Here is a 24,768-nt window from a genome sequence, read left to right on the forward strand (position 1 = left end):
ATCAATAAACTTAACAATGGAATGATTTTTTATGCAGCCAATCCAAAATGAACAACCGGAAATAACAATCGATAATAGCATGCATCCTACTGAGTCTAATGCACGTATTACGGCTTTGGATTTTATTCGCGGCATTGCAATTTTTGGCATTTTAATAATGAATGTTCAATCATTTGGTAATGTTTTTGCTTCGTATTTTAATCCAACAGTCAATGGTGATTTTGCTGGAATTAATCTGGCGACTTGGTTTATTACTAATTTATTTTTCGAACAAAAATTTTATACTATTTTTTCAATGCTGTTTGGTGCTGGAATTTGCTTAATGGCAAGTAATGCGCAAACTAAAAACCAAAGCCCTGCTAAAATTCATTACAGGCGTAGCTTTTGGTTGTTAGTATTTGGATTTTGTCACGGCTATTTGATTTGGTATGGCGACATTTTAGCAACCTATGGAATAGTGGCCTTGTTTGTCTATTTTAGCTGGCAAAAGTCCGTTAAGTTTCTTTATTGGATGGGCAGTTCGTTGATCGCTGTGCTTGCGTTATTTATGTTGCTTGGGTACGCAACTATTCCGCCAGAAGAAGTCGCCAAAATGCAGCTAGACTTTATTCCCACGCAACAAAAAATTGATAAAGTAACCGCAGCTTATCAAGCTGGCTGGGGCGAAAACTTTGCCCAACGGGCTGAGTCAATGCAAATGATGTTAGGCTATATGGCGTTTGGCTCTTTTAGGATTGCGGGTGGTATGATGCTTGGAATGGCACTGTATAAACAAGGGATTTTAACCGCAAAACGAAGCCGAGCGTTTTATTATAAGCTTGCAACTTGGGGAATTTTAGTTGGCATTTTGGTTGTTGGTTATGGTACTTGGCTCCTTTATCAAAGCGGCTTTGTGAGTGTGAAAGAAGTACAAATGAAGCTTTCGCTGTTTAATTATTTAGGTAGTGTTATTTTGGCAATAGGATATATTGGTTTATTCAACGTTATTTATTTAAGTGATGGCTTAAAAGGCTTAAAAATGCGCTTGCAAGCTGTTGGACAAATGGCTTTTTCTAACTATATAACTCAATCGCTGGTTTGTACCTTTATTTTTTATGGTTTTGGATTAGGACTGTTTGGTCAGTTGTCACGGTTTGAAATGGTGATAGTTGCTATCGCTCTGTTTGTGGCACAACTTTTTTATTCTAAATGGTGGCTAGAGCGCTTTTACTATGGCCCATTAGAGTGGGGATGGCGGTGTTTAACCTATATGGCTTGGCAAAAGTTTCGCCGTTAGTTCGATAAAAATATTGTTGTACTTAGCTGTAGTTAAACTCAAAGCTACAGCTAGACAATTAAAATCTTATGCGAAGGCTCGGCTTGGCAAAAGCCTTGTCAGAAAGTTTATTTATTGCGAAAACCCCACTTGATTTCGACCATTATCCTTTGCCTTGTAAAGAGCTGAGTCGGCTTTTCCTACTAACCTCTCCCAGTCAATGGAATCGCCGCTCTCACTGCTTACACCGTAACTCGCGGTGATTTTTTCTGACGGCTTATTACGGCTAAGTTTTGGTGCATGAGAATAAACCCTTTGGCTAAGCTTTTCAGCCAATTGTACTGCTTGCTCTAACGTTGTAGCGGGTAGGAGTATGATAAACTCTTCTCCTCCGTAGCGAGCAATAATATCGTACTGGCGTATATTTATTTTTAGCTTATTGGCGAAGTCTTGAAGTACTTTGTCACCATGTTGATGTCCATACTGATCGTTGACTTGTTTAAAATGATCAATGTCTAACATGATCACTGCGAGAGGTGTGTGGTTTCTTCCAGCACGAGAAATTTCCTTTGTAGCAGAGATTTCTAACGCCTTTCTATTATAAATTTTTGTTAATGGATCTAACATTGCATAGCGTAATAGTTCTAACTCGAGTTTTTGGCTTGCCACCCAAATCATGGCGAAGCTAGTGGATAGTAACAGTAGAACAAAAGTCAGCAACGAAGATACATGTGCTAACGATAGTTCCGCAGGAGTTGCGTGCTGATAGTTAAACAATGTCCACAAACATCGGGTAAGAAAAAAAGCGGCATATACCATGAAGGAGATGTAAAGCAGCTTGGTAAAGCGAAGGTCAGTTTTACCGCGATAGCTATAAATATACAGTGCAATATAAAGACATTGTAAGCCAAAGCTAGTACAAAGAACTATAATTCGCCATTTTGCCTGGACTTCTATAATCGCAAAATAGGTTAAAAAAACACTTTGCAGCACAAATAAACTATAAAAAAGTGTTTTAAACTGCTTAGTCTTGAAGTGAAAGAAGCGCAGGATACCGAGTCCAATAGAATAAAGACCACTAAGGACCAAAAGACCCGCACTCACGATCGATAGCCAATGAGTGAGGAGCCCTCTAAAACTAATAAAAATAAAGCCAACAGACAATAAAACGTAGCCTAAGCTGAGCAGCCAAAATCCTTTGTAGGACGGGTGTGTTTTAGCGTAGGTGGCTAGTCCTATACTATTAACGATCCCTAAAAAGATTATTACTACGCTCAAGGTACGCGTGTCTAACCCATCCACTATGCTATGCCTCAATTATTATTGTTTAACTATAGCAGTAAATTAAAGGTTGAAAAAGATTAACGAAGAACGCTTGGCATGGAAGCTTAGAGAATAGTTTGAGCTGGCGCAAAAAATTTTGCCAAATGATCTGACTCACTTGGCAAAATATGAATGATTTAAATGCAGTCTATTTTTTGGGTTTAATAAACTTTAAAGTAAATCTATCGGTGTTACCGCTAATAGAGCGACGCCCAACTTCATAACGTAGCTCGTCGTCAGCGCGATAATGTAGGTCTGAATAGTCGAGTAATTGAAAGCCGGCTTCTTGAATTTCTTTTATAGCCAAAACTGGGTCGATTCTGCGTCCATTCTCTGGATTAAGTGGTTCCATGTGGCGTTTTGTGTGATCAACAACAGCATAAATACCACCAGGCTTTAATGCTGCAAATGATGCTTCATTCATTGCGCGACGACCCGCCTCAGCAAAATTATGGTAGTTTCTAAAGGTAAATATAATATCGAAATCTTTTTCGGGAAAAGAAAATTTATCCATTAGATAAAACTTGCTGTTTGGATCTGGTCGAATATTAGATTCGGTATTTAAAACGTTTATTTTAAGCTTGCTGTTTTCTTTGAGCATCTTTTCTACTCGACCAGTGCCAATAGCGACGTGATAATCACCTTTGTCGGCTAAAACCGGGGCTAAAATTTTGCTGTACCATGCGCCACCAGGAATTAACTCTAATACTTTCATATCGGGTTTTAGGCCAAAAAATTCGAGTGTTTGTATTGGCTTGCGATTAGCGTCTCTTTCTTTTTCTGAATCGCTGCGCAGCTCCGACTGCATAGCACTTTTTACTTTGGTGCTAATTTCAGACTCTGCAAACGCATTGGCTAGGTTACTTGTAACAACAAGTGACAGGGCTACTAAGAGTGATTTATACATAATGGCTCCATTAATTAGTTTTGTTTTTATTGAATTGTTGAATACGACCAATTAACAAACAATGTAACAGAATATGGGCCAATTTTGACTAAAGCCAGGGTTTAAAGTTGTAACAAGGTTTGCTTTAGCTTGCTGTAATAAGATACAACGGCGGAAAAAATTAATGCGTTTAAGATAAAAAACGGCCCTTTAAAAGGGCCGTTTGATTTCTGCTTCAGTTTTGTTTATTGAAAGTTTAAAGTCCACTCATTGATATAACCAGTATCAACATTTGCGCGGTCTCTGGCACGTAAACGCCATTCGCCTTGAGAGTCTTTATTTCCAACGTTCACCGAATAAGACTGGTTAATGTTGTTAGTACCAGCACCGCTTCGGTTGTGTAAATTGTAAACCGTACCATCGGGGTGGATTAGGTCAACAATTAAGTCACCAATATAGGTATGCACAATATTTACATCGACAGTCACCGTATTTGAAGCTCCGCTGCGGCTTACTGCTAGCGCACTCGTGATGCCAGTTGAGTTATTGTCTGGAATACTAAAGTTTGCAGTATTGGTATAGCTCGCTGGACCACCAGTACCACCGCCATTTGCGTCAAAAGAGCCTACTAAAGAAACGTTACTAAATGCAGAGTAGCCATTTAGCATAATATGATAAGTCCCTGCTTGTACATTGCTAATAGTGCAGGTTTCATTATTACCGTTTTTCCAAGGACGACACTCATAAGCGCTTAGCGTTGGAGCAAATCCGTATTGAACATACAAATCGGCATCACCAGAACCGCCACTAATTACAAACTCTAGATTTGAAGCACCTGCAGGAACTTGCATAGTATAAGCTAGTTGTTCACCGCGGCTACCAGCTAGACCTGTTTTAGCAACGCCATTTTCAAGTTCGTTTTCATTAATAGGACCGCCGTTACCATTTCCGTCACAGCCGTTCGCAGTAATAAAGTCGATAGCGTCTTTAGTTTGGACTAAGCCATAACCGTATTGAACATCGCGACCTGGGGTTCCAAGATCTTCTGCAGTAGCATTTAATACGGCGCGAATTTCTTCATTGGTACAAGTGGGGTGGGTACTCCACACTAGTGCCGCAACACCTGCTACATGAGGCGAAGCCATTGAGGTTCCGGTCATTTTTCCATAATCGCCAGCGCCAAGATTAATACTAGTGGTTTGCCCGATTTGGCTTAACATTGAATTGCCGTCAGCTTGGCTAGCCGCAACCGCTGGAATATTAGTTGAGTTAGTCTCGCCTAGCGTGGCAGATAAACTACCTGCAGTATTGTTATAAATAATTGCGCCAACGCCACCGCTATCTTCACAATTTTTAACTTTATCGTGGAAAGATATGTTGCCTCGTTGAATTAAGCAGATTTTTCCGTTTGCTCCAGAGTTTATGCTTTCACCGGTTGAAAAGTTATACAGAGCACCCGCTGCAGAGCCACGATTTTCCATACCGTTTACTTCATACCCATTATTGCCTACGGTTAAACTCACCACGAGTCCAGTACCAGTAGGGTAGGTTGAATAAACATCGACGCCCGGTGCAGCGATTTCAACTTGCGCATTTTTCTGTGACGAAGTATATGGCCCTTTACTTGAGTCGACTCCACCTACCGATACAACCGCGTCATATGAAGCAGGATAGCTAAATGCGTCTGTTGGATTTTCAATAACGCCATCATTACCAGCCGCAGCGATTAACAATACACCGTTTTCAACAGCTGCTTGCATAGCGTTTTCTTCTGTTGTTGTGCTATTTGGGCCACCTAGGCTCATGTTAACTACGTCAGCACCATTTGAAACACAGGTATTAACGGCACTGGCTAAACTTGAAGAGTATCCCCATCCAGATGCATTAAAAACTTTAACAATGTGAAATGCTACGTCACTGCCAATTACGCCTCGTACACCAATCCCATTGGAAAGCGCACCAATTGTTCCGGCAACGTGTGTTCCGTGAGGGCCACCGTGATCGTACCAATTGCCAGTTCCGCTATTATTACTACCACTAATTGAACCGCCTTGAGAGCCCATATCTTCATGTGGCATTTCTAAGCCAGAGTCAATGACACAAACTTTTTTACCACCTGCTGCTGCCGCAGCAACCGAGTCGTCGACTTGATCGGCTTGAACTAGGCTGATGCCATAAGGTACCGTTTCAGCCATTAAGCGACGCGGTTGATCAAGTTCTACGTATTCTACTAAAGGGTTAGAGCGAAGCGCTTTAATTGCCGCCGGATTTAATTCCGCGGTTAAAATATTTAGGTTGTCGAAGCGCTGAGTTGCTTTTGCACCTAATTGAGCAAGCTGGCTTTGCATGTTGTTAGCAGCCATTTGTGCTGTTTGATTTGACACTGACTCGGCACGGTATTTAACGATATATCGAGTAGGAAGTATTTCTGCAACATTGTCGAAACTCGCCATACGAACTTCGCTAGTTGTTAAATGATTATTTGATGCTTGTGCGCTAGCAGCCATACCCAATACAATTGCGGTAACGGCGGTTGCTGCTTTTTTTACAGGATATTTCATTATGGTTATCTTCTCCGAGCAGTGTTTTACTTAATTTGAGTTGTTATAACGCTGATTAATTGTTTATTAAACCAGCCGCACTGTGAGTAGTTAATTCAAAGCGCGCACCAATATAGAAACTAAAAAAGCTCAAAGATAGTTGAATATTACCAATATGATTGTAATTAATACCAAATTAATAATAAAAGTCTGTTCAAATAACTAAAATCTGAATATGTTGATTTTTATAGATGAATTTGTGCTTAATTCAGCGGAACAGATTGGGTTGCACTGCAAAGTCAAATGAAAACTGCGGTGATGATTTTATTAATGTGAATTTATTAATTTGAATTGATTACTGGTTACCTTATAGCGCCAAGCAACTATTTAGAAAAAGGCTTTTTACAGCATGCAATAATGGTTTAATTTTTTCGATTATTAGATAAGTTAAAAATACGTGGACTGATTCAGAATTTAAGTGACTGATAATAACTAGCCAAAAACGCATTGGTTACTTGGTCTGATTGAAAGAAAGCATGGTGTCCCATATTAGGATACCAACCCAACTGCACTTGATGATAATGGCTTGCCAACTCAGCTACTAGCTGCTTGGGAATTACTGAATCTTTTTCGCCATGAAGAATTAGTAGGTTGGGTTCTAGCATTACTAGTTGTTCTCGAAACGACAAACCGGAAAGTTGCGACATATTGTTTGCCGAGGCGATTGGGTTAGAGTAACGTCGATTAAAAATGTCAAAGATCATTTCTTCAAGCTGTTTATTTTCGTAATAGTTGTACTTTTTAGGGCGCTTGTAAAGCTTAAAGCCTTCGCTAATATAGTGGTCGATCGCGCTGCTTAGTTGTGCCGCTAGTTGGTGTTGACCAAGATGTTTGGCTCTGGCAATAGGATCACCGTCGAAGCTGCCCGCGAGTATCAGTGGGGCGTGTTTAATTTTTAAATGACAGATGGTCGCCGCTTGAATCATACCACCTAACGAGTGACCCGAATAAATAACTTGCTTGGTTCCAAGGGTTTTTAAAACCTGTCGATTTAATTCAACTAAATCAAAAAACGTGTACGGCTGTTCGTCGTAGCTTGAATCTCCATGCCCGGGTAAATCATAGGACACACATGGGTGACCTTTTTTGTTGAAAAACTCAATGACGCCATGACCGCAAGTATCATTTTGAGTATTTCCATGTACGAAAACTAAGGTGGCTTTGTTTACATCCGCTGGGTAGCGGGTGATTGATATGTTATCTAAATTAAATCTGTTGGTTGGCATGCTGCTAAGTATAAATGCATTGTTAAGGTGGCACTATTCTAACTTTTTATGCGTCGCTTTTCATGGATTTATTGACTCGCTCTTGGTTATTGCAAACCATCGGTATATAGTGTGCGCTTTAAGTTACACTGTGAGCGCTAAGATTTTTAGCCGTAGTGTGTTTAGTTTTGTTAGTTTACAAATCAATCAATTTTTTAGCAAAAAGCGATTTAAATGAATGCGATTAATGTAATAAAACACAAAGTTTCGCCGCTGGTAACGTTTTGCCAAAAGCACCAGCGCTTATTGGCATTTATTAGTTTTATGACAGGGCTTGCGAGCTTTTTTTTAGTTAATAGACAAAGTCGCTCAGCAGAAATTATTGCCGCCGTCATATTGGTAGGGTGGCTGTGCCTGATGCTAGAAAATTTATTAACCCAAAAAATCACTAGGCGGTTAAGAATTGCCATTCCAGAAAATCTATTTAAATTTGTCACTCAGCTTATTCATCAAGAAAGTTTATTTTTTGTACTCCCATTTTTTATTTTAACCACAACATGGAATAGTGGACAGGCGGTGGTTACCATTAGCTTAATTATTTTAGCTTTAACTTCTATTATTGACCCCATTTACTATCAGTGGCTATCGAAAAGGCGAGTATTGCTTATGCTTTTTCATGGGGTGACTTTATTTGTCGTATTGCTTACTGTACTGCCTATAGTGTTACAGCTATCGACTTATGAGTCATATCAATATGCCACATTGGCAACCTTAGTACTGTTGTTTCCCACTTTGTATAAACTAGGTACAGAAAAAAGTAAATTCAGTGGGACGGTTATTGCGGTTAGTGTTTCTGTGGTATTGAGTGTGGGTGTTTGGTATGGGCGTTACTGGGTGCCGCCAGCGAGTTTGTGGTTAACTCATTTTAAAGTTGATAGTTCTTTAAATGAAGCTGAGCAACACTCCCCCGGAATCGTTAAATTAACCCAACAGCAACTTCATCAACATGGACTCTATGCTTACACAGCAATAAGAGCACCTCGAGGTTTAGTTGAAGATGTCACTCATCAATGGTTTCTAGATGACGTACTGGTCGATAGTATCCCACTTAAAATTGCCGGAGGACGCAAAGCGGGGTATAGAACCTGGACTCATAAAAATAATTTCCCTAAGAATTCGGCAGGACAATGGAAAATTCAAGTCGTCACCTCGTCTGGTCAAATGATTGGTTTACATCGGTTTAGCGTTGATTAGCTTAGCTCGATCTTTTGCTTTGAAACAAATGTCTAGAGAAACAAGTTCGTCATTTTTCTAGCCTTAATCTTGATTAAATAATGGCGTTACAGACTGTCGCTGGTTGATCGAGTTATTACTGGTCATTATTAGAGCATGTAAAAATATTAAGCTCTTTGCTTGCCTCAACAAACTTTATTGGTTAATATTTAATCAGTTTGAGGTGGTGAGTATCTATTCCGCTTAACAATAGCATTGAGGCTTTTATTTAAAATGGCGTATCAGTTTGAAACTTATCAAAATGGTTTTGTAATCCGTTTAACCGGCAAGGTGACGTTCGAGGAAATGGAAGAGTTTGATAATGCGCTATACTCACACCCTCAGTTTGATTCGCATAACTTTCAAATTTACGACGTCTTAAATGCAGATTTAAGCCCAATAGACACTGACGAAATTACCATGGTTGCAGGGACTGATTTTGCTTCGTCTTTAACTCGAGGCAATGTTAAAGTGGCTATTGTTGTTGATAATAACTACAACAAAAACCTTGCCGAAACTTATATTAATACTTCAACTAGTTTAAATTCTAGCTGGAAGTTTAAAACCTTTAATCAAATAGCCGACGCCTACCAGTGGGCCGGATTAGATTTATCAGAGTTACCTAAAAAAGAGAATGTGCAAGCTTAAATGAGTTTTTTTATTAACTAGCACCGCTATTCAATCTCAGACTTTAAACGAGAAAATCTAACCTGTAACTATTCAGTTATAGATTCATTGTTAATATTTTTTGACCCCTTTATACTGAACTATGATGATAAAAAATAAACAGCCTAGCTGGTGAGGCGGGCTTTAACTAGTTAACAGGTTGTGATCCTTAATGTTATTGATACTTCAGTCCTTTGGCCGCATTGGGTTGCGCGGTTTGATGTGCGCTTTGTTCCAAGTTTTAAGTTTTGCTGTAAGCGCAAATACCACAGACGTTAATTTAACAGGCGTAAGTAAAAGCGAGCAGCAGGCAGTGCTCGATTACAATGACGGCCCTTATATTTTTATAACGCCTCAACATTTGCAGGCTAAATCGATAAGGCAAGGTAAAGTTGTGACTCATGTGTATCCATTGAATCACATAAACACAAGCTTTGCGGCAGAGGCCAGTGAGTTTAAGACAGCGGAAAATATTGCTGCAATTAGCGATATACACGGACAACATAAGTTGTTTATTCAATTGTTGAAAGCTCATCACATCATTGACCATGACGATAAATGGTCGTTTGGCGCAGGGCACTTAGTTATCGTAGGCGATATTTTTGATCGTGGTCCTCAGGTACTTGATTCATTATGGTTTATTTTTGAACTTGAACAACAAGCGTCGGCTGCGGGCGGAAAAGTACATTTTTTACTTGGTAATCATGAATATATGGTGTTGCTGGGTGATTTACGATATTTACATGCGAATTACCGCCATACAGAAAAATTACTTAACCAGCCTTATCAAGCACTGTTTAATCAAGAGACTCTACTGGGAAGGTGGCTACGTTCAAAGTCTAGCGTGATTAAAATTAATGATACGCTATTTGTTCATGGCGGAATTTCTAAAGCGCTGGCAGAGCGCAAACTCTCACTCGCAGAAATCAACAACAAATTTAGGCAGTCGTTGAACCTTTCGCGAGCCGAAATAAAGTTAAATAAGCAGTTAGCCTACCTTTACGCGAGTGACGGCCCTATTTGGTATAGAGGGTACTTTGGCGATAATAAACTACAATCGAACGAGCTGAATAAAATATTGGCTCAATACCAGGCCAAGCGTGTCGTCGTAGGGCACACCTCGTCTAATCAAGTAGAGTCTCATTACTCTGGTAAAGTGTTGTTGGTAGACTCTAGTATTAAAAAAGCCGAGTCCGGCGAAATACTGCTTTTAAATGCGGAGCAAACAAGTCGTGGGTTACTCAGCGGAAAAGTTAAATCGCTTTAGTTAATTTACAATAAAAATGTTGGCGTTGTCATGCATAGCCCAGCGATAGTATGTCGAGAGAGTATGTCGAGAGAGTATGTCGAGAGAGTATGTCGAGAGAGTATTCGGAAAGTCTGTTGAGAAAGTAAGTATTAATAATTTATAAAATATTGACTGAAACAAATGTGCTCAAATCGTCTCTATAAGTAGGTAGTCTAGGAGATAATCGTTAGACTAAAAAATCGGCAGTCTAAGATATTTGTCCTGTAGGTTACGGTTAGGTTGTTTCACAGTGAGCCATTCACTTTCAAGGAGGCTGCAAATGAAAAAATACCAGAAGTCTGCACAAGCAATTAAAAAATTGACTCAAGAGCAATATCAAGTGACACAGCAGAACGCAACAGAGCGCCCTGGAACTGGCGCCTTGTTAAATAATACAGCACCCGGTATATATGTTGATATAGTTTCCGGCGAACCGTTATTTGCGTCATCTGCTAAGTATGAGTCTGGTTGCGGTTGGCCAAGTTTTACCAAGCCGATAGAGCCCACAAATATTAACGAAGTTAGAGATAGCTCGCACGGTATGATTCGTACCGAAGTTAGATCTAAACATGGTGACAGTCATTTAGGTCATGTATTTAATGATGGTCTCAAGGAGTATGGGGGGCTGCGCTATTGCATTAATTCTGCTTCACTCCGATTTATCCATAAAGATGATATGGTGGAACAAGGTTATGCTGAATATATTCCGCAAGTGGAGGAATAAAAATGAGTATCGAAAAAGCCGTTTTAGCCGGTGGTTGTTTTTGGGGAATGCAGGACTTGATTCGCAAGCTGCCCGGTGTACTTAACAGTCGAGTAGGCTATACCGGAGGCGATGTGAAGAATGCTACTTATCAAAATCATGGTAGCCATGCCGAAGCGATAGAAATAGACTTTGATAACCAACAAACCAGTTACCGAGCACTACTGGAGTTTTTCTTTCAAATTCATGACCCGACTACGCCCAACCAACAAGGTAATGATCGCGGTAGTGCCTATCGCTCAGCGATCTATTACACTAACCCTTCTCAAAAAGAGGTCGCCGAAGAAACTATAAAAGATGTTGATGCTTCTGGACTTTGGCCGGGTAAAGTCATTACAGAAGTTGAACCCGCGAGTGATTTCTGGGAAGCAGAGCCAGAGCATCAAGATTATCTAGTTAAATACCCAAACGGATATACCTGTCACTTTCCTCGTTCTCACTGGAAATTACCTAAGTCAGCGTCTTAGTTAATGTGCTGAAGCTTATTTGGGTTGAAAACGCGCTTTTTAGCAGCTAAGAGGGATTTTGGTGGGGGTTTTCCCTCATATTCGTTAGAGAATAGTTCCTATATAATAGTTTGCTATATACTCATTTGGTTATAAGAACATATCAACTAAAGAATATCTGGTTGAGATGTTTTTGCAAAGCCTCACAAGTAGAATAAGCGATAGTTATTAAGGGATTCAAGGGGCTTTTGGGCAGGTAGCCTTTAAATACTGCGTTTAGGAAGCTTACAAGCAAAATATGAGTGGGCTTAAATTGGCAATAAATTGAGTAAAATGAGTCGTTTGAAACATAGTTGCGGGCTTATTTTTCGGTTGCGTAGCTACTTAAATCAAAGTATTGTTAGTTGCAATTATTGGTAAGCTTTATCGCTAAGTGTTTAGCGCAATCAACCGCTAACGACAGCTTATTATTCTAAAAAAAAATAATATCCTAAAAAAAATAATATCGAACAACGGAAAACGGTCCCCGTTATTTGAAAGTAGTTAGAGCGCAGCATTAACGCATTTTGGAGAGAATTATGAATGGTAAATATAAGTTTTCTAGTCTCTTAATTTTACTTTATCTTTTAGTTTTGGCGCCAAGCCAAGTTAACGCACAATCGGTAGTGGTTGATGTAAAAGGTAATAAAGCGCGTATTGATATAGAGCTAGCGAATGTCTTTCATGCCGATCTGACCTTAAGTTTTGAAAACTCGGTGGGGTTAACCGCGCAAAGCCTGGGTGTATCTGCTGAGGTCGTTGACATTACTGATCTTAGCTTAATTAGCCGTTTACCCAATGGCATGCTTAATAGTATTCCGGTAGGCTTTCCGGTACTTATTACCATTGAGCCTTTGAGTGATAAGGGATTAAGCTTTGCTGGTTTAGTCACGCTCGATATCCATACGCACAATTTAGAATATACCGCCAATACGCCACTCAGGCTGTTTAAAGCTCCCTTAAATGGCGAGTTTCGCGATATTACAATGACCACTGGTTCTGGTAGCTATCGAGCCAGAGGAACTACTGGTAAGTTTTCTCAGTTTATGATTGTTGCCGATACCCGCGCACCAGTCAGCGTAATCAATACCAAGTATTCTGCAATGCAATCGGTTTTGAGCCAACACGCCGACTTAATTGAAAATAGTGTGTATGCAACACTCTCTTTACAGCTGAATCAGCTAGGAAGCGATATTGCTTCGCAAAATTATCAGTTAGCAAACCAGCGCTTAAATCAGTTTAAACAAACGGTAGAACAAGCTTCGGCAGATCAAATCCCCAATGTTTGGCGTTCAAGTCGAGATATTGAAAACGTTGCTGGCGAGTTAGTCGCTAGAGCGAATACGCTCGGTTATTCTTTAAGGCTAATTAACTAGCGTAAAGGAGAAACCAAATGCCAGCTCATTTAACCATTTGCTATGCCGATCAGCCTGCGGTTGAGTCTGTTTTGTTTGAGTCTAGCGATTATCAGTTAGGCCGTTCTAGTGAATGTGATTTGGTAGTGGAGCATGCTACGGTTTCTAGAAAGCATGCAACGGTAAGTTATAACGGTGAGCGTTGGAACCTTGATGACGCAAAAAGCCAGAATGGCACGCGAGTTAATGGAAGCCTAATTAAGCAGCGATCACTCACAGGTAATGAGTTAATTGCTTTCGGCTCGGTTGAGTGCTTGTTTGAGCTAAAATCTCAACAACAAGTAGACGCACATTCAAGCCATCAAGCGTGGCGATTGCAACAAGCACGGCTTGCACAAGCCGAACACTCCCATGATGAGCTGAGCCGCGCCCTAAACGATAAGCTTTTTTCGCTACTCTCGTTAACGGGTATGGAGCGAGGGCTAATTTTATTAGGTGAAGACTTTCAAACCCTCAAAATTTGCGCTGCTAAAGGGATGGCATCCCATGACGTTAATCACCTTGAGTTCCAAGGAAGTGTAGGCGCTATTTCGCAAGCAATTAATCACCATAAAACAGTGGTCGCTATGGATGTGTGCTTGAGTGATTTTTTAGCAAGCAGAGAAAGCACCAAACGCAAAAAAATTGCTTCACTCGCTTGCGTACCCTTACTAAGCGATAAGCGACCTATTGGCGTAGTTTATGTCGATAGTCACCAAACCAATAAAGTACTTTCGCAAATGGATATGGAAATTATGTCGATTGTATGCGAGCAAATTCAGCTGAATACGCAAGCTTTAGTTATTCAACAGCAGTTAGAAACAATGTTACAACACTATCAGGGTGATGCTCATTCCCAGCCTTTGATTAACCAGTCAATTTATGGCTTAGTAAGCTGAAAGCTCTGTATTTAACATGAGTGAGCAAGAGCCAAGGTCAACACATCCCGATTTAATTAAAACTCAAGCCATTGCTACCCATAGCCAGCTAAGCTGTGGAGACATATTAGCTGGACGTTTTGAAATTTTAGCGCTTCAGTCATCGGGTACTTTTGGGCAGGTTTTTAAAGCTCATGACCAAAAGCTAGACGCGAATATCGGGATCAAAGTCTTACATACTCAACTTTGCTTAAACGCAGAAAATCTTAATGATTTTAAGAACGAAATACTTTTATTACGTCGCCTTTCTCACCAAAATATTTTAAGAGTACATGAATATTATCAAGACAAAGATATTCACTTTATTACGATGGATTGGATTGAAGGAGAAAGTATCCAACAAAAAATCGATGCTGGTAATTTAGATTTAACGCTTGTTCCTTCCTATATAGAACAGTTAATAGAAGGGGTAGATTATGCTAATAAGAATAGCGTTGTCCATAGAGATATCAAGCCCGAAAATATTTTAATTGATAATCAAGGTCGACTAGTCATCGCTGATTTTGGCTTAGCCTGTATGAAGGATAGTCAAGCTGATATTGCAGGTAGCCCGCTTTATTGCGCTCCAGAGTACTTGGCGTCGGGTGAAATAAACTCGACAACCGACTGGTATTCCGTTGGCGCAGTTATTTACCAATTATGCACACAAAAAACATTATTTGAAGCCGAAGATTTATCCAGTTTACTAAACGAAAAACAATCGTTTGCTTTTAAGTTTAATCTACTGCCCCAGCAATTTAAACAGTACGGCGCGATTATTAAGGCGCTTGTTTCTCCTCGAATCAGCAAAAGGCCTTCGACTAAAGAGAAGGCTTTTGAGTTATTAGAGCAAACCGCCAAACCGAAAGCTTATCAAAAAGTTGCCTGGCTAGGAGCGCTTTTATTGGTGATGGCGAGTTACTTTTTATATCAATTTAACGACAAAGCCCCGCTTAGCTCCAAGGGGTATTTGTCCTTCGCCATTTTACCGTTACAAAATCAAGTGCAGCAAAAAAACTTTGACTGGGTGAGTTTAAGCCTGAATGAACATGTGCTTCATCATCTCAATCAATCAACTAATATACGCACGGTTGAAAGCGCTAAAGTTAATAAAACGCTAGCTCTACTGGGCTTTAAATTACCCTTAGATGATACTCAGTTAGCGTTGTTAAGCGATCTATTGCAAGTCGACTATTTAATGCAGGCTAAAATATTTTCTACTGGGCCAGAGTCAGCGGCAATCAATGTAGAGCTTATTAGTTTATTAGGTTTAGTTATTGATAAAGAAGTTTTATTGGAAAGAAATTTACAGGGAGAAGCGCTTTTCTCGCTAAGTGAAATATTGAAACAACACTTAGATTTAAAACTCGGTTTAAACGAGACAGAATTGAGCTTACCGCCTTTAACCCAAGCTCAACTAGTGACTTTAAGCAAGGTTAAAGAGTTGGCAGAAAAGGGCGAAGCTGAACTGGCGATAACCACTTTGACTTCGCTATTAAATGAAAAGCCAACTTATTATCCCGGGTGGCTATTACTCGGCGAGCTGTATAATAGTGTTCAAAATAATTTAGAAGCCGAGTCTGCATTTATCAATGCTCAGAAACATGCACCTATTCAGTCCCAAGAAAAAAAGCTTGCCGATGCCAACCTTTTTAGATTAGCCAACAATTTAGAGAAAGAATCTAAAGTTTTTGAAGCTTTAGTGAAAGAGTTTCCCTTGCGTACCGATTTTCGCTTTCGGTTAGCAGAAATTTATGCAACGAATGAGCAGTTAAGTGAAGCCGAAGCAGAATTAAAAACACTATTACAGCAAGATCCCAATCATGCGGTTGGTTGGTTTAATCTCGCTAAAATATCGATTATGTCAGGACAAATGCAGCTAGCCATAGACGACTACTTAGTCCGAGCGCTGGTGGTTGCAAATAAGTTAAATGATGAGCTAACCAAAGGAGATGTCCTAAACGCGATTGGTGTTGCTTATCAACGGCTAGGCGATATCGATAACGCAATTTACAATTATAACCTTGCAGTTAAAACACGTGAAAATGCTGGTAATAAATTGGGAGCTACGACTTCATTAGGTAATCTCGCTTATTTGTATGCGGTAAGAGGAGATTATGACCAGGCACAAAATTATTTAAATTCTAGCTTAGCTATTTTTGAGTCACTGCAAGATTATTATGGGGTTAGTTCCATTTATAACGAACTAGGCGTCATTGCGGAAGAACAAGGTTTGTATCAATCTGCATTAGAAAATTTCAAACAATCATTAGACATAAGAATGGAGTTAGATGATAACTGGTTAAAAGCAGAAAGCTTAAACAATGTGGGCTATATGTACTTTTTGCTTGCCGAAAATGATCATGCCCAAGTGTATTGGCAACAAGCACAAAACTATTTTGAATCTGCAGATGATCATGTTGGCGCCATTCGCGTAAAGCAAAATTTTGCACAACTTGCTATTCAAAAAGGTGAATGGAATAAAGCCTATAATATGTTTTCTTCAACACTGAGTCAGGCGCAATCGTTGAACTTAAATGAAGAATTAGTTGTTTCGAAAAATTATTTAGCTAAGCTGGCTTTTCTACAAGGCGGGTTTTCTGTCGCTATCCCAACGCTTGAGCAGTCGCTAGAAAAAATGTACACAAGGCAAGATATTAGAGGAATAGTAGAGTTTTCACTGTGGCTTGCCAATTGGCATATTCAGTTAGGTAATACTGATCAAGCTGAAGCTATTATTAAGCGTGCTGAAAATGCGGCGAGTAAAACCAGTAATAATGAGAAACGCCTACTCTTTGCTATTTTAAAAGAAAAGTCTAATAGTCGCCAAGATTGGAATAAGTCGAGTGAAGTATTGGCAACCGCAGCGAATATGTCGCCATTGGTAGAGATTAAAAAGTTACTGTTTTTAGCAGAAGCGAGTTTATTTAGTGACTTAACGCAATTTACAGGTTTAGTGTTAAAATTAGAGGAGCTAAGTGTAAAATCCTATGCAGAGCAGTATTTACAGCTACTAGAATTGCAAGGCTTGTTTGCACTCAAGCAAAGTAATTGGGATGCTTTAGACGATATTTTACAAAAGGCCAGCCGACAACTTAAAAATACACCAAATTATTGGAAGCGATTTCAATTTGTTAGGTTGCAAGTTATGTTAGCCAAACAGCGTGGTCTAGCCTATAAAATAGATTTGGAGAAAGCGCAAAGTCAGTTAACAAAACTTGTTTTAGAAATTCCAGAAGCTCAGCGAAAATCGTTTTTAAAGCAACAAAACGAGTTGATTTTTAATATTAAATTAGCCCAAGAATTATTTGATAATGACTCAGTCTAAAGATTTTCATAGCCAAGTTGAAGCGCTTACCGAAATGCAGTCGCGTATTGCGCAACAACTCAGTACAAGTAACTCGCAAATGCGCAGTTTGGCAAAGCGCGTTTGGAAAGTACAAGAAGAAGAGCGTAAGCAGATTGCTGCAGAATTACATGATGGTGTAGGGCAATTACTCACTGCCTTAATTAACCAATTAGAGCAAGCCCAGTCGCAATCAAACGCAGCTAACTTACAACCAAGCCTAGAATTAGCGCGCACGGCACTCAGTGACGTAAGAGAGCTATCTCGCCTTATGCGTCCTAGAATACTCGATGATCTTGGGTTAGAACCTGCATTGCAATGGTTGGTAAGAATCATGTCAGAAAAGGCTGAGTTTAATATTGAGCTTACCCAAGTGATTCAAACTGACCTTGACGCAGAAACTCAAACACTAATCTTTAGAGTGATTCAGGAGGCTTTAACGAATATCATTAAGCACTCTCAAGCGTCTAAAGTTGAAGTAATATTAAGAGCTACAGCCCCCGTTTTATGGTTAAAAATTATTGACAATGGCGTTGGTTTTAATCATGACGCTAGTCCGCAAAATGTTTCCGGTTTTGGGCTGTCTGCAATGCAAGACAGGGTGGTTGCATTTGGTGGGCAGCTTGAAGTAGTTACGGCACCCAAACAAGGATGTGAAATTAAAGTCACACTTATGGGACAGGTTGAATAATGATAAGAGTATTTTTAGCAGATGACCACACCATTGTTAGGCAAGGGTTGGTGAGCTTATTAGCCAGTGATGCTGAGTGCAGTGTTGTTGGCGAGGCTTCAAATGGGATTGAGGCGCTAGAAAAAATTCTCCAATTGAATCCTCAGGTTGCGGTTTTAGATATTGCTATGCCAGGGCTTAATGGTATGGAAGTTGTAAAAAGGTTAAGTGATAAGCTACCCAATTGTAAGGTTTTAGTGCTTACCATGCATGAAGAGGAAGAATATGTGATTCACATGGTTAAGGCTGGTGCATGCGGATATTTAGTAAAAGACAGTGCCGCGCAGGAGTTAATTGAAGCGGTTAAAACCATAGCTTCAGGCGGGACTTATTTTAGCCAGAAAGCGGCTCAAGTATTAGCTAGTCAATACCGGAACCCACCGACTGATTGGGACAATCCTTATCGCGATTTAACTCAGCGCGAACGTCAAGTTTTTCATCTGGTAGTTGATGGAAAAACGACTAAAGATATTGCCAGAGATCTATCTATTAGTGTTAAAACCGTAGAAAACCATCGAGGAAAAGTGCTCGATAAACTTAACGTTGCTAATACGGCTGAACTGGTTCGCTACGCAGCACGCAAAAACTTACTCCTCTAGAGTTGCTAAAACCCTGATATTAGGACTATTCTTAAGTTAGGCAATAGAAGAAGTTTGCTTAGACTATAGCGCTGTCATAACGCTGTCTAGTGTGGTGCTTTTAAGATGAAATCCTAATATATCAATAAAAACAATGGATTATGTTTTGTTTAAAGCGTTTGATTAATCTTTAGAATGGTATTAAATAGCGAGCTAAATAGCGTCTTTTTAAAAAGATTGGTTGTTTCTCTCGCGGTTAGAGTAAGCAATACAAAGTCTAAGTAAGGGGGTTGACTTTAATCATTGTTTCTCAGTCAAGTTCTGCTTGCTTTAGAGTGCCCAAATATGAAAAAGAAAAACGCAACAAGCCCTCTACAGGTCGCTAGCGTTTTGCAAAGTCAGTCGCCTCTATCAGCGTCACCTAATCAATTGCCTTTTGGTTATGCCGAGTTTTCTCTTGATTCCGGTAAGACCCGTGTATTCAACTCAACAATTGCAAAATGGGCAGGCTTAACCGCAGGCCTAGATGAACTTGACTTGTTTAAGTTGCTACCCAAACTTAAGCGCAGTATTCAAGCGTTTACTAGAAGGCATTCTAGTACTGGATATCAGCCTCTTTTGCTTGAGCTAAGAAGAGAGGGGTTATCTCATGGCGTGAAAGTACACTGCTTGGTTTATGAAAGTTTACAAAAAGCAAACCCAGGCAAGCTGACATTACTGCTTTGGATGAATGTTGCAGCGAATAGCGCGGTGATAGCGAGCGACTCTAATTACTCCGATTCAGTTTTACATTCGGTACCCTTTGGGGTGTTTTGTGTAGATAGTCACTGGCGATGTACCTATGTAAATCCTGAGTTTTGTCGATTGACTGAAAAAAGTGAAAGAGAGCTTTTAGGTAACGGCTGGGCCTCACTCTTTGATGGCGAAAATGACAGGCTGCAATCGCTAGTCACCGATGTACTAAAACAAAATGCTAACTCTTGCGATTTTAGATTACCATTAATGGGAAAAGACAGTCGAACACTACGCATCGACTTTAAAAGTTTTACTAACTCGCATGGACAGCTTGAGCAAGTGGTAGGTACTTTAATTGATATTAGCGAAGGCGCTCACCGTCAGAGTGAGCTAGAAAGACTAGCTAATACCGACCCGGTAACAGGCTTGTTTAACAGAGAAACCTTGCAACATCAGCTACAACGATATTTAGATATCGCAAAGCGAATTAATCAAAAATTGCAGGCGATATTTATAGAACTCGGCCGCTTTAAAGTCGTCAATGATTTATATGGACATGCTGTTGGCGACCGTTTATTGCGTCGCGCTAGTAGTAGAATTCTAAATTGCGTACGCTCTTGTGATATGGTGGCAAGAATCGGGGGTGATGAATTTGTAGTACTTTTTCCAGGCAGTATAAGCCACGCTACAGTGAATGACATTGCTGCAAAAATTATCGACAAACTGACGCAAGCTTATGTGATAGATGAAAATGAAATAATGGTTTCCGCCTATGCGGGAATATCCGCGTTCGACGGCGATGAAACTTTAATCGAAATGATCGGTATTCAAGAAATGTTTAGGCAAGCAGATATTGCTTTGGAAACGGCTCGCCAGCCAGGACAAAGTAATATCCAAAGGTTCTCTGTGGAAATTAGCGCCGAAATTACGGCTAAATACAATATTGCCCAAAAGCTGCCTTCCGCGATACGTCAGAATAACTTTAAAGTCGTATACCAACCTATAGTCCATGCAAAAACTCAACAATTAGCATCTGTAGAAGCGCTTATACGTTGGCAAGATATAGATAAGGGCCATATCCCACCGGATCTGTTTATTCCACTAGCCGAAAATCTGGGATTTATTGAGCAAGTATCTTATTGCTTGGTCGAATCAATAGGGAGAGACTTGCAAGATTCCAATTTAGGCGCCATTGATAATAGCGAAGATATTAGAATAGCGATTAACTTGAGTGGTCTTGAATTTTCTAATCTCAAGCATATCGAAGTCTTAGTTTCTAAAATGTTATCTTTAGATATTGAGCCAAGTCGAGTGACTATTGAAGTTACAGAGTATTTATTAGTGCACTTTGATAAGGATATAGAGCGATGCTTTAAGCAATTAAAACAAAAAGGTTTTAAGTTTGCATTAGATGATTTTGGTACGGGTTACTCTTCATATAGCTATTTAACGCGTTTTCCATTTGATTACTTGAAACTAGATAAAACCTTTATCGATACTGCGATGCAAAACCCCAATCAGTTGACCCTAATTAAAGGAATAATCGCAACGGGGCAGTCCTTAAACCTCAAACTGATAGCTGAAGGGGTAGAAACGCAAGCGCAATATGAAATGCTAACAAATATCGGTTGCGATTTAATCCAGGGATATTATATTAGTAAACCATTACCCTTAAATCAGTTGGAGCAGTGGATTAGAGGTCATGACAAACAATAAAAATAATGACAAATTAACCATCAAGGAAGAAAACGCCCGAAGCCATGGAATAGCTAAAGCGGTGGTAAACAATATGGCTTCTAAAAAAGCAACCCATATTGTCGGGATTGGTGCATCTGCGGGTGGATTAGAACCACTCAAGAGCTTAGTGAAAAACTTACCCAATAATTTGGGGATTGCCTATATTATCGTACAGCACCTGTCTCCAGACTTTAAAACTTACATGGGAGATTTGCTTGCCCCCCTGACATCGATGCCTGTTGTATTGCCTGCTGATTTGGAACCTATTCAAGCCGACCATATTTACTGTATACCTGAGCGAAAAAACCTAACTGTGGCTGACGACAAAGTGATTTTGTCTGACATTGAGGGCAGTGGTGTCCATCATCCTATTGACGTTTTATTTAAGTCGCTAACAGAAGAAAAACAGAACAACTCAATTGGTATTGTTTTGTCAGGAACTGGGAGTGATGGAGCGCAGGGAGTAGAGTTTATTGGTGCTAGTAGTGGGTTGACTATCGTTCAAGATCCTAGCACCGCAGAATTCGACTCTATGCCGCTTAATGCCATTAATACCAATGCAGTAGATATAATTATTGAAGTTGAAAAAATAGGTGAGTACTTAAAAAACTACATTGCTAATCAGTTAAATATTAATCCAAATAAAAGTTTTGAAGAGTCAAATGACATATTAACCAGTCTATTTGAGCTAATTTCGGCAGAGCAAAATATCGATCTAGGTGACTACAAACCTTCTACCCTAGAGCGCAGAATCACTCATCGAATGGGCGTTAATTCAATCGAAAATCTATCGGAATATTATGATTACCTAAAGCGAGAGCCTGGTGAGCAAAGCCTACTGGTTAAGGATTTGCTTATCGGTGTAACTGAATTCTTTAGAGAAGAAAGTTATTGGGATACGCTAGTTGAAGAGCACTTAAAGCCGTTGCTATTAAATAGCGTGAATGGTAAAGGATTAAGGTTTTGGTCTGTCGGTTGTTCTACCGGAGAAGAAGTCTATTCGCTCGCAATTGCACTTTGCGAAGCTTTAGATGAGCTAAATATTGAAGTGCCCTTTAAAGTTTTTGCTTCAGACTTAGACGCAAAGGCAATACATAAAGCGAGTCTTGGTCACTACCGGCCAAGCTCGCTAGAAAAATTACCTAAAGCATTAGTAAATAAATATTTTATCGTAGGGGATGGCGAGTATAAAGTTACTGATAAGCTGAGAAATTGCGTGGTTTTTGCAACTCACAATATTTTAACTGATCCACCTTTTTCAAATATTGATTTAGTGGTATGCCGTAATTTATTAATTTACTTTCAAATGAGTGCGCAAAAGCGAGTTTTAGCTAGATTTCATTTCGCTTTAAGAGAAAATGGGCTGCTATTTTTAGGGGCATCTGAAAATGTTAATGTACTTAATGATGTATTTAATAATGTTGATAGTAGAATTCATCTTTATCGTAAGGTCGGAGATAAGCGACTGCCATTAGAGGCGATTAAAATTCCAACGACAAATGCTGAGTTTCTTAGGAAAAACAATTCAGAAATCCAAACGCCTCCGGTTAAAAAAAAGCAAGTTCTAGGCTATATGAAAAGCTTTCAGGATTTTTTATTTTCAAAATTTGTCCCGCCAACCTTGGTTATAAATGAACTAGAAGAAGTTATTTATAGCTTCGGAAATACAGAGACTTTTACTGAAAAGCCCAAACCAGGAAAGCACTCGCTACATTATTCTGCCTTTTTAGAAGCTGGCATATCGACAATTGTTAAATCAATTTTAAGCCGCTTGTCGGAAGAAACGTCGCACCTACTTATTACTGACATTCAACTGGGTGATGGAGACTTGGTTTTTAGTATTGATGCCCATTATAAGTCTTTTGGAATTAATAGCGATGAAATACACTATTTTATCAGTTTCTCTAAGCCTATTTTAATGCCGTTAAGGGGATTATCAACGGATTCTCAAAAATCCCAAAATAGTAAACTGAGTTATAGGATAGAGCAGTTGGATGCCGAGCTAGTTGATGCTCGCGTGTTAATTGGAGAAAAGCAAAAAGATATTGATGTAATGACTGAGGAGCTGCAGGCAAATAATGAAGAGTTAGTGACTTCAAATGAAGAGCTGCAATCTAGTAATGAAGAGCTTCACTCGGTTAACGAAGAGTTATTTACCGTTAACTTGGAGTTAAAAGAAAAAGTTGAAGAGTTAGAGTCATCTCAAAGAGATTTAAATAGTATTTTAAATATAAGTGAAATGGGAGTCGTTTATTTAGATGATAGTTTATTGATTAGGCGTTTTACCAAAAATGCGAAAAAATATATTAACTTGCTGCCGCTTGATATTGGCCGCCCATTTACTGATATGACTACTCGCTTTGATTGTGCGGAGCTCTATCAGTGGTTCGACCAAGTTAAAAATGAGTTTAGAGCTATCACTAAAACCGTGTCTTCTGTGGATAAAAATGATCCACCAGTTAAAATTAGTATAAATCCGAGTTTCGACGACAAAGATGTATTTTGTGGCATTATACTTACTTTTGTCGCAGCGGCTAGCAAAACAAAGGAGAGTTAGTATTGAACATCAATTTTCTACAAAAAGCTTATATTAGTGTCGCTTCTAACGACTATTCAGAAGGCGAGCTTATCGACATGCTTTCTGAATTTAGAAAAAATAATGAGCGTAATGCCGTTTCCGGTATTTTGGTCTATTTTAATGGAACATTTTGTCAGGTATTTGAAGGTCCGAGTGAAGCGGTTGAACAGCTTTGGATAAATATTAAGCAAGATAAACGCCATAATCTAGTCACCGAAATTTTAAACCGATCAATTACTGACCGAATGTTTAGTAATTGGACTATGGCATTTAAAGTCCTTAATTTGGCAGATATTGAATCTGTGTATGGTTTTAATGGACTATTAATGGCACATAAAAAAAACGAGTTAATGAATAGTTTTAAAGCTAACCAGTCTATCAGCAATGATATTGTTGAAATGCTGGCATCTTATACTCAATAGCGTCTATCGAAGCTAAAATACCAGTCTTATAATAATAAATTTTATAACTAGGCGGCGCAAGATTACAATCTAAGCATGTCGTATTTTGCTCTTTAAGTTTTTGGGAACCCAAATTATGAAGCCTGAGCCAATAACTCAATATGCCTACATTAGTTTAGCGATTAAAGACTATTCATCGGTTGAGCTAACTCAAATGTTAAAAGATTTTAGAGCAAGTAATGAGCAACACCATATTTCGGGTTTGTTAATTTATTGTGGTCAATCATTTTTTCAACTTTTTGAAGGAGCCCCGCAAGCGACCAAGCAGCTGTGGGAAAACATTCAGGCTGATAATCGCCACCAGGCGGTTGAATTAGTCTTTAACCGAGAAGTCGACAATCGTATGTTTTTTAATTGGACCATGGCGTTTCAACAAATTGCTAAGGAAGACGCCGCTTCAATCTATGGATTGAATGCGTTGCTGCTAGCGCAAAGCGAACACGCGATTAGCGATTTATTGTCTTCAAATAGCGCCTTAAGTAGTGATCTACTAGAAATGATTAAGGACTTTAGTGGCCGAATTTAAGGCAAATTCTCGATAAGTATTCT

The 24,768-nt window shown here is 39.4% G+C and carries 19 protein-coding genes; 15 read left to right on the top strand and 4 right to left on the bottom strand.

The genetic code is table 11. The annotated features are described in order from the left end of the window. The first annotated feature begins 31 nt into the window (after positions 1 to 31). On the top strand, positions 32 to 1,276 hold the full coding sequence (locus ACUR5C_RS04345; protein ID WP_454467137.1) for a DUF418 domain-containing protein: 1,245 nt from the start codon (positions 32 to 34) through the stop codon (positions 1,274 to 1,276). A 111-nt stretch (positions 1,277 to 1,387) separates the two neighbouring features. Here the strand turns inward: ACUR5C_RS04345 and ACUR5C_RS04350 are convergent, their stop codons facing one another. From ACUR5C_RS04350 to ACUR5C_RS04365, 4 genes are all read right to left on the bottom strand, one after another. Then, the gene (locus tag ACUR5C_RS04350; protein ID WP_454467138.1) at positions 1,388 to 2,248 is read right to left on the bottom strand and encodes a GGDEF domain-containing protein; all 861 of its coding nucleotides are present in this window, start codon (positions 2,246 to 2,248) and stop codon (positions 1,388 to 1,390) included. A gap of 478 nt (positions 2,249 to 2,726) precedes the next feature. Beyond that, entirely contained in the window at positions 2,727 to 3,485 is a 759-nt protein-coding gene (locus ACUR5C_RS04355) for a class I SAM-dependent methyltransferase (RefSeq protein WP_454467139.1), read from the bottom strand. Between the two features lie 224 nt (positions 3,486 to 3,709). Then, complete coding sequence (locus tag ACUR5C_RS04360) at positions 3,710 to 6,025, bottom strand: S8 family serine peptidase (protein WP_454467140.1); 2,316 nt, start codon at positions 6,023 to 6,025, stop codon at positions 3,710 to 3,712. Positions 6,026 to 6,471: 446 nt separating this feature from the next. Further along, positions 6,472 to 7,290 (bottom strand): alpha/beta fold hydrolase, encoded by an 819-nt coding sequence (locus ACUR5C_RS04365; RefSeq protein ID WP_454467141.1) that lies wholly within the window; start codon positions 7,288 to 7,290, stop codon positions 6,472 to 6,474. A 213-nt stretch (positions 7,291 to 7,503) separates the two neighbouring features. Between ACUR5C_RS04365 and ACUR5C_RS04370 the strand changes: the two genes are divergently transcribed. The 14 genes from ACUR5C_RS04370 (at position 7,504) to ACUR5C_RS04435 (ending at position 24,745) form a co-directional block, all read left to right on the top strand. Then, a complete protein-coding gene (locus ACUR5C_RS04370; RefSeq protein WP_454467142.1) occupies positions 7,504 to 8,523 on the top strand; it encodes a DUF5924 family protein in 1,020 nt (339 codons plus the stop codon). Positions 8,524 to 8,775: 252 nt separating this feature from the next. After that, a complete protein-coding gene (locus tag ACUR5C_RS04375; protein ID WP_454467143.1) occupies positions 8,776 to 9,189 on the top strand; it encodes a hypothetical protein in 414 nt (137 codons plus the stop codon). A 190-nt stretch (positions 9,190 to 9,379) separates the two neighbouring features. Continuing rightward, positions 9,380 to 10,474 (top strand): metallophosphoesterase, encoded by a 1,095-nt coding sequence (locus ACUR5C_RS04380; RefSeq protein WP_454467144.1) that lies wholly within the window; start codon positions 9,380 to 9,382, stop codon positions 10,472 to 10,474. A gap of 301 nt (positions 10,475 to 10,775) precedes the next feature. Beyond that, positions 10,776 to 11,219 carry a peptide-methionine (R)-S-oxide reductase MsrB gene (gene msrB / locus ACUR5C_RS04385; protein ID WP_454467145.1) on the top strand — a complete coding sequence of 148 codons (444 nt, stop codon included), beginning with the start codon at positions 10,776 to 10,778 and terminating at the stop codon, positions 11,217 to 11,219. 2 nt (positions 11,220 to 11,221) lie between these two features. Continuing rightward, positions 11,222 to 11,725, top strand: a complete 504-nt coding sequence (gene msrA, locus ACUR5C_RS04390; protein ID WP_454467146.1) for a peptide-methionine (S)-S-oxide reductase MsrA — start codon at positions 11,222 to 11,224, stop codon at positions 11,723 to 11,725. 557 nt (positions 11,726 to 12,282) lie between these two features. Next, positions 12,283 to 13,119 (top strand): DUF6689 family protein, encoded by an 837-nt coding sequence (locus tag ACUR5C_RS04395; RefSeq protein ID WP_454467147.1) that lies wholly within the window; start codon positions 12,283 to 12,285, stop codon positions 13,117 to 13,119. Positions 13,120 to 13,136: 17 nt separating this feature from the next. Further along, a complete protein-coding gene (locus ACUR5C_RS04400; RefSeq protein WP_454467148.1) occupies positions 13,137 to 14,036 on the top strand; it encodes an FHA domain-containing protein in 900 nt (299 codons plus the stop codon). Between the two features lie 16 nt (positions 14,037 to 14,052). Further along, positions 14,053 to 17,382 carry a protein kinase domain-containing protein gene (locus ACUR5C_RS04405; RefSeq protein ID WP_454467149.1) on the top strand — a complete coding sequence of 1,110 codons (3,330 nt, stop codon included), beginning with the start codon at positions 14,053 to 14,055 and terminating at the stop codon, positions 17,380 to 17,382. Then, on the top strand, positions 17,369 to 18,091 hold the full coding sequence (locus tag ACUR5C_RS04410) for a sensor histidine kinase (protein ID WP_454467150.1): 723 nt from the start codon (positions 17,369 to 17,371) through the stop codon (positions 18,089 to 18,091). Before ACUR5C_RS04405 ends, ACUR5C_RS04410 begins: the two co-directional genes overlap by 14 nt. Continuing rightward, positions 18,091 to 18,729: a response regulator gene (locus ACUR5C_RS04415; RefSeq protein ID WP_454467151.1), complete on the top strand. Its 639-nt coding sequence runs from the start codon at positions 18,091 to 18,093 to the stop codon at positions 18,727 to 18,729. Before ACUR5C_RS04410 ends, ACUR5C_RS04415 begins: the two co-directional genes overlap by 1 nt. Positions 18,730 to 19,053: 324 nt before the next feature. Beyond that, positions 19,054 to 21,159: a sensor domain-containing protein gene (locus tag ACUR5C_RS04420; RefSeq protein ID WP_454467152.1), complete on the top strand. Its 2,106-nt coding sequence runs from the start codon at positions 19,054 to 19,056 to the stop codon at positions 21,157 to 21,159. Beyond that, positions 21,146 to 23,737, top strand: a complete 2,592-nt coding sequence (locus ACUR5C_RS04425; protein ID WP_454467153.1) for a CheR family methyltransferase — start codon at positions 21,146 to 21,148, stop codon at positions 23,735 to 23,737. Before ACUR5C_RS04420 ends, ACUR5C_RS04425 begins: the two co-directional genes overlap by 14 nt. Positions 23,738 to 23,739: 2 nt before the next feature. Continuing rightward, positions 23,740 to 24,180, top strand: a complete 441-nt coding sequence (locus ACUR5C_RS04430) for a BLUF domain-containing protein (protein WP_454467154.1) — start codon at positions 23,740 to 23,742, stop codon at positions 24,178 to 24,180. A gap of 115 nt (positions 24,181 to 24,295) precedes the next feature. After that, a complete protein-coding gene (locus ACUR5C_RS04435; RefSeq protein WP_454467155.1) occupies positions 24,296 to 24,745 on the top strand; it encodes a BLUF domain-containing protein in 450 nt (149 codons plus the stop codon). Positions 24,746 to 24,768 lie beyond the last annotated feature (23 nt).

The organism is Aliikangiella aequoris (assembly GCF_053709105.1).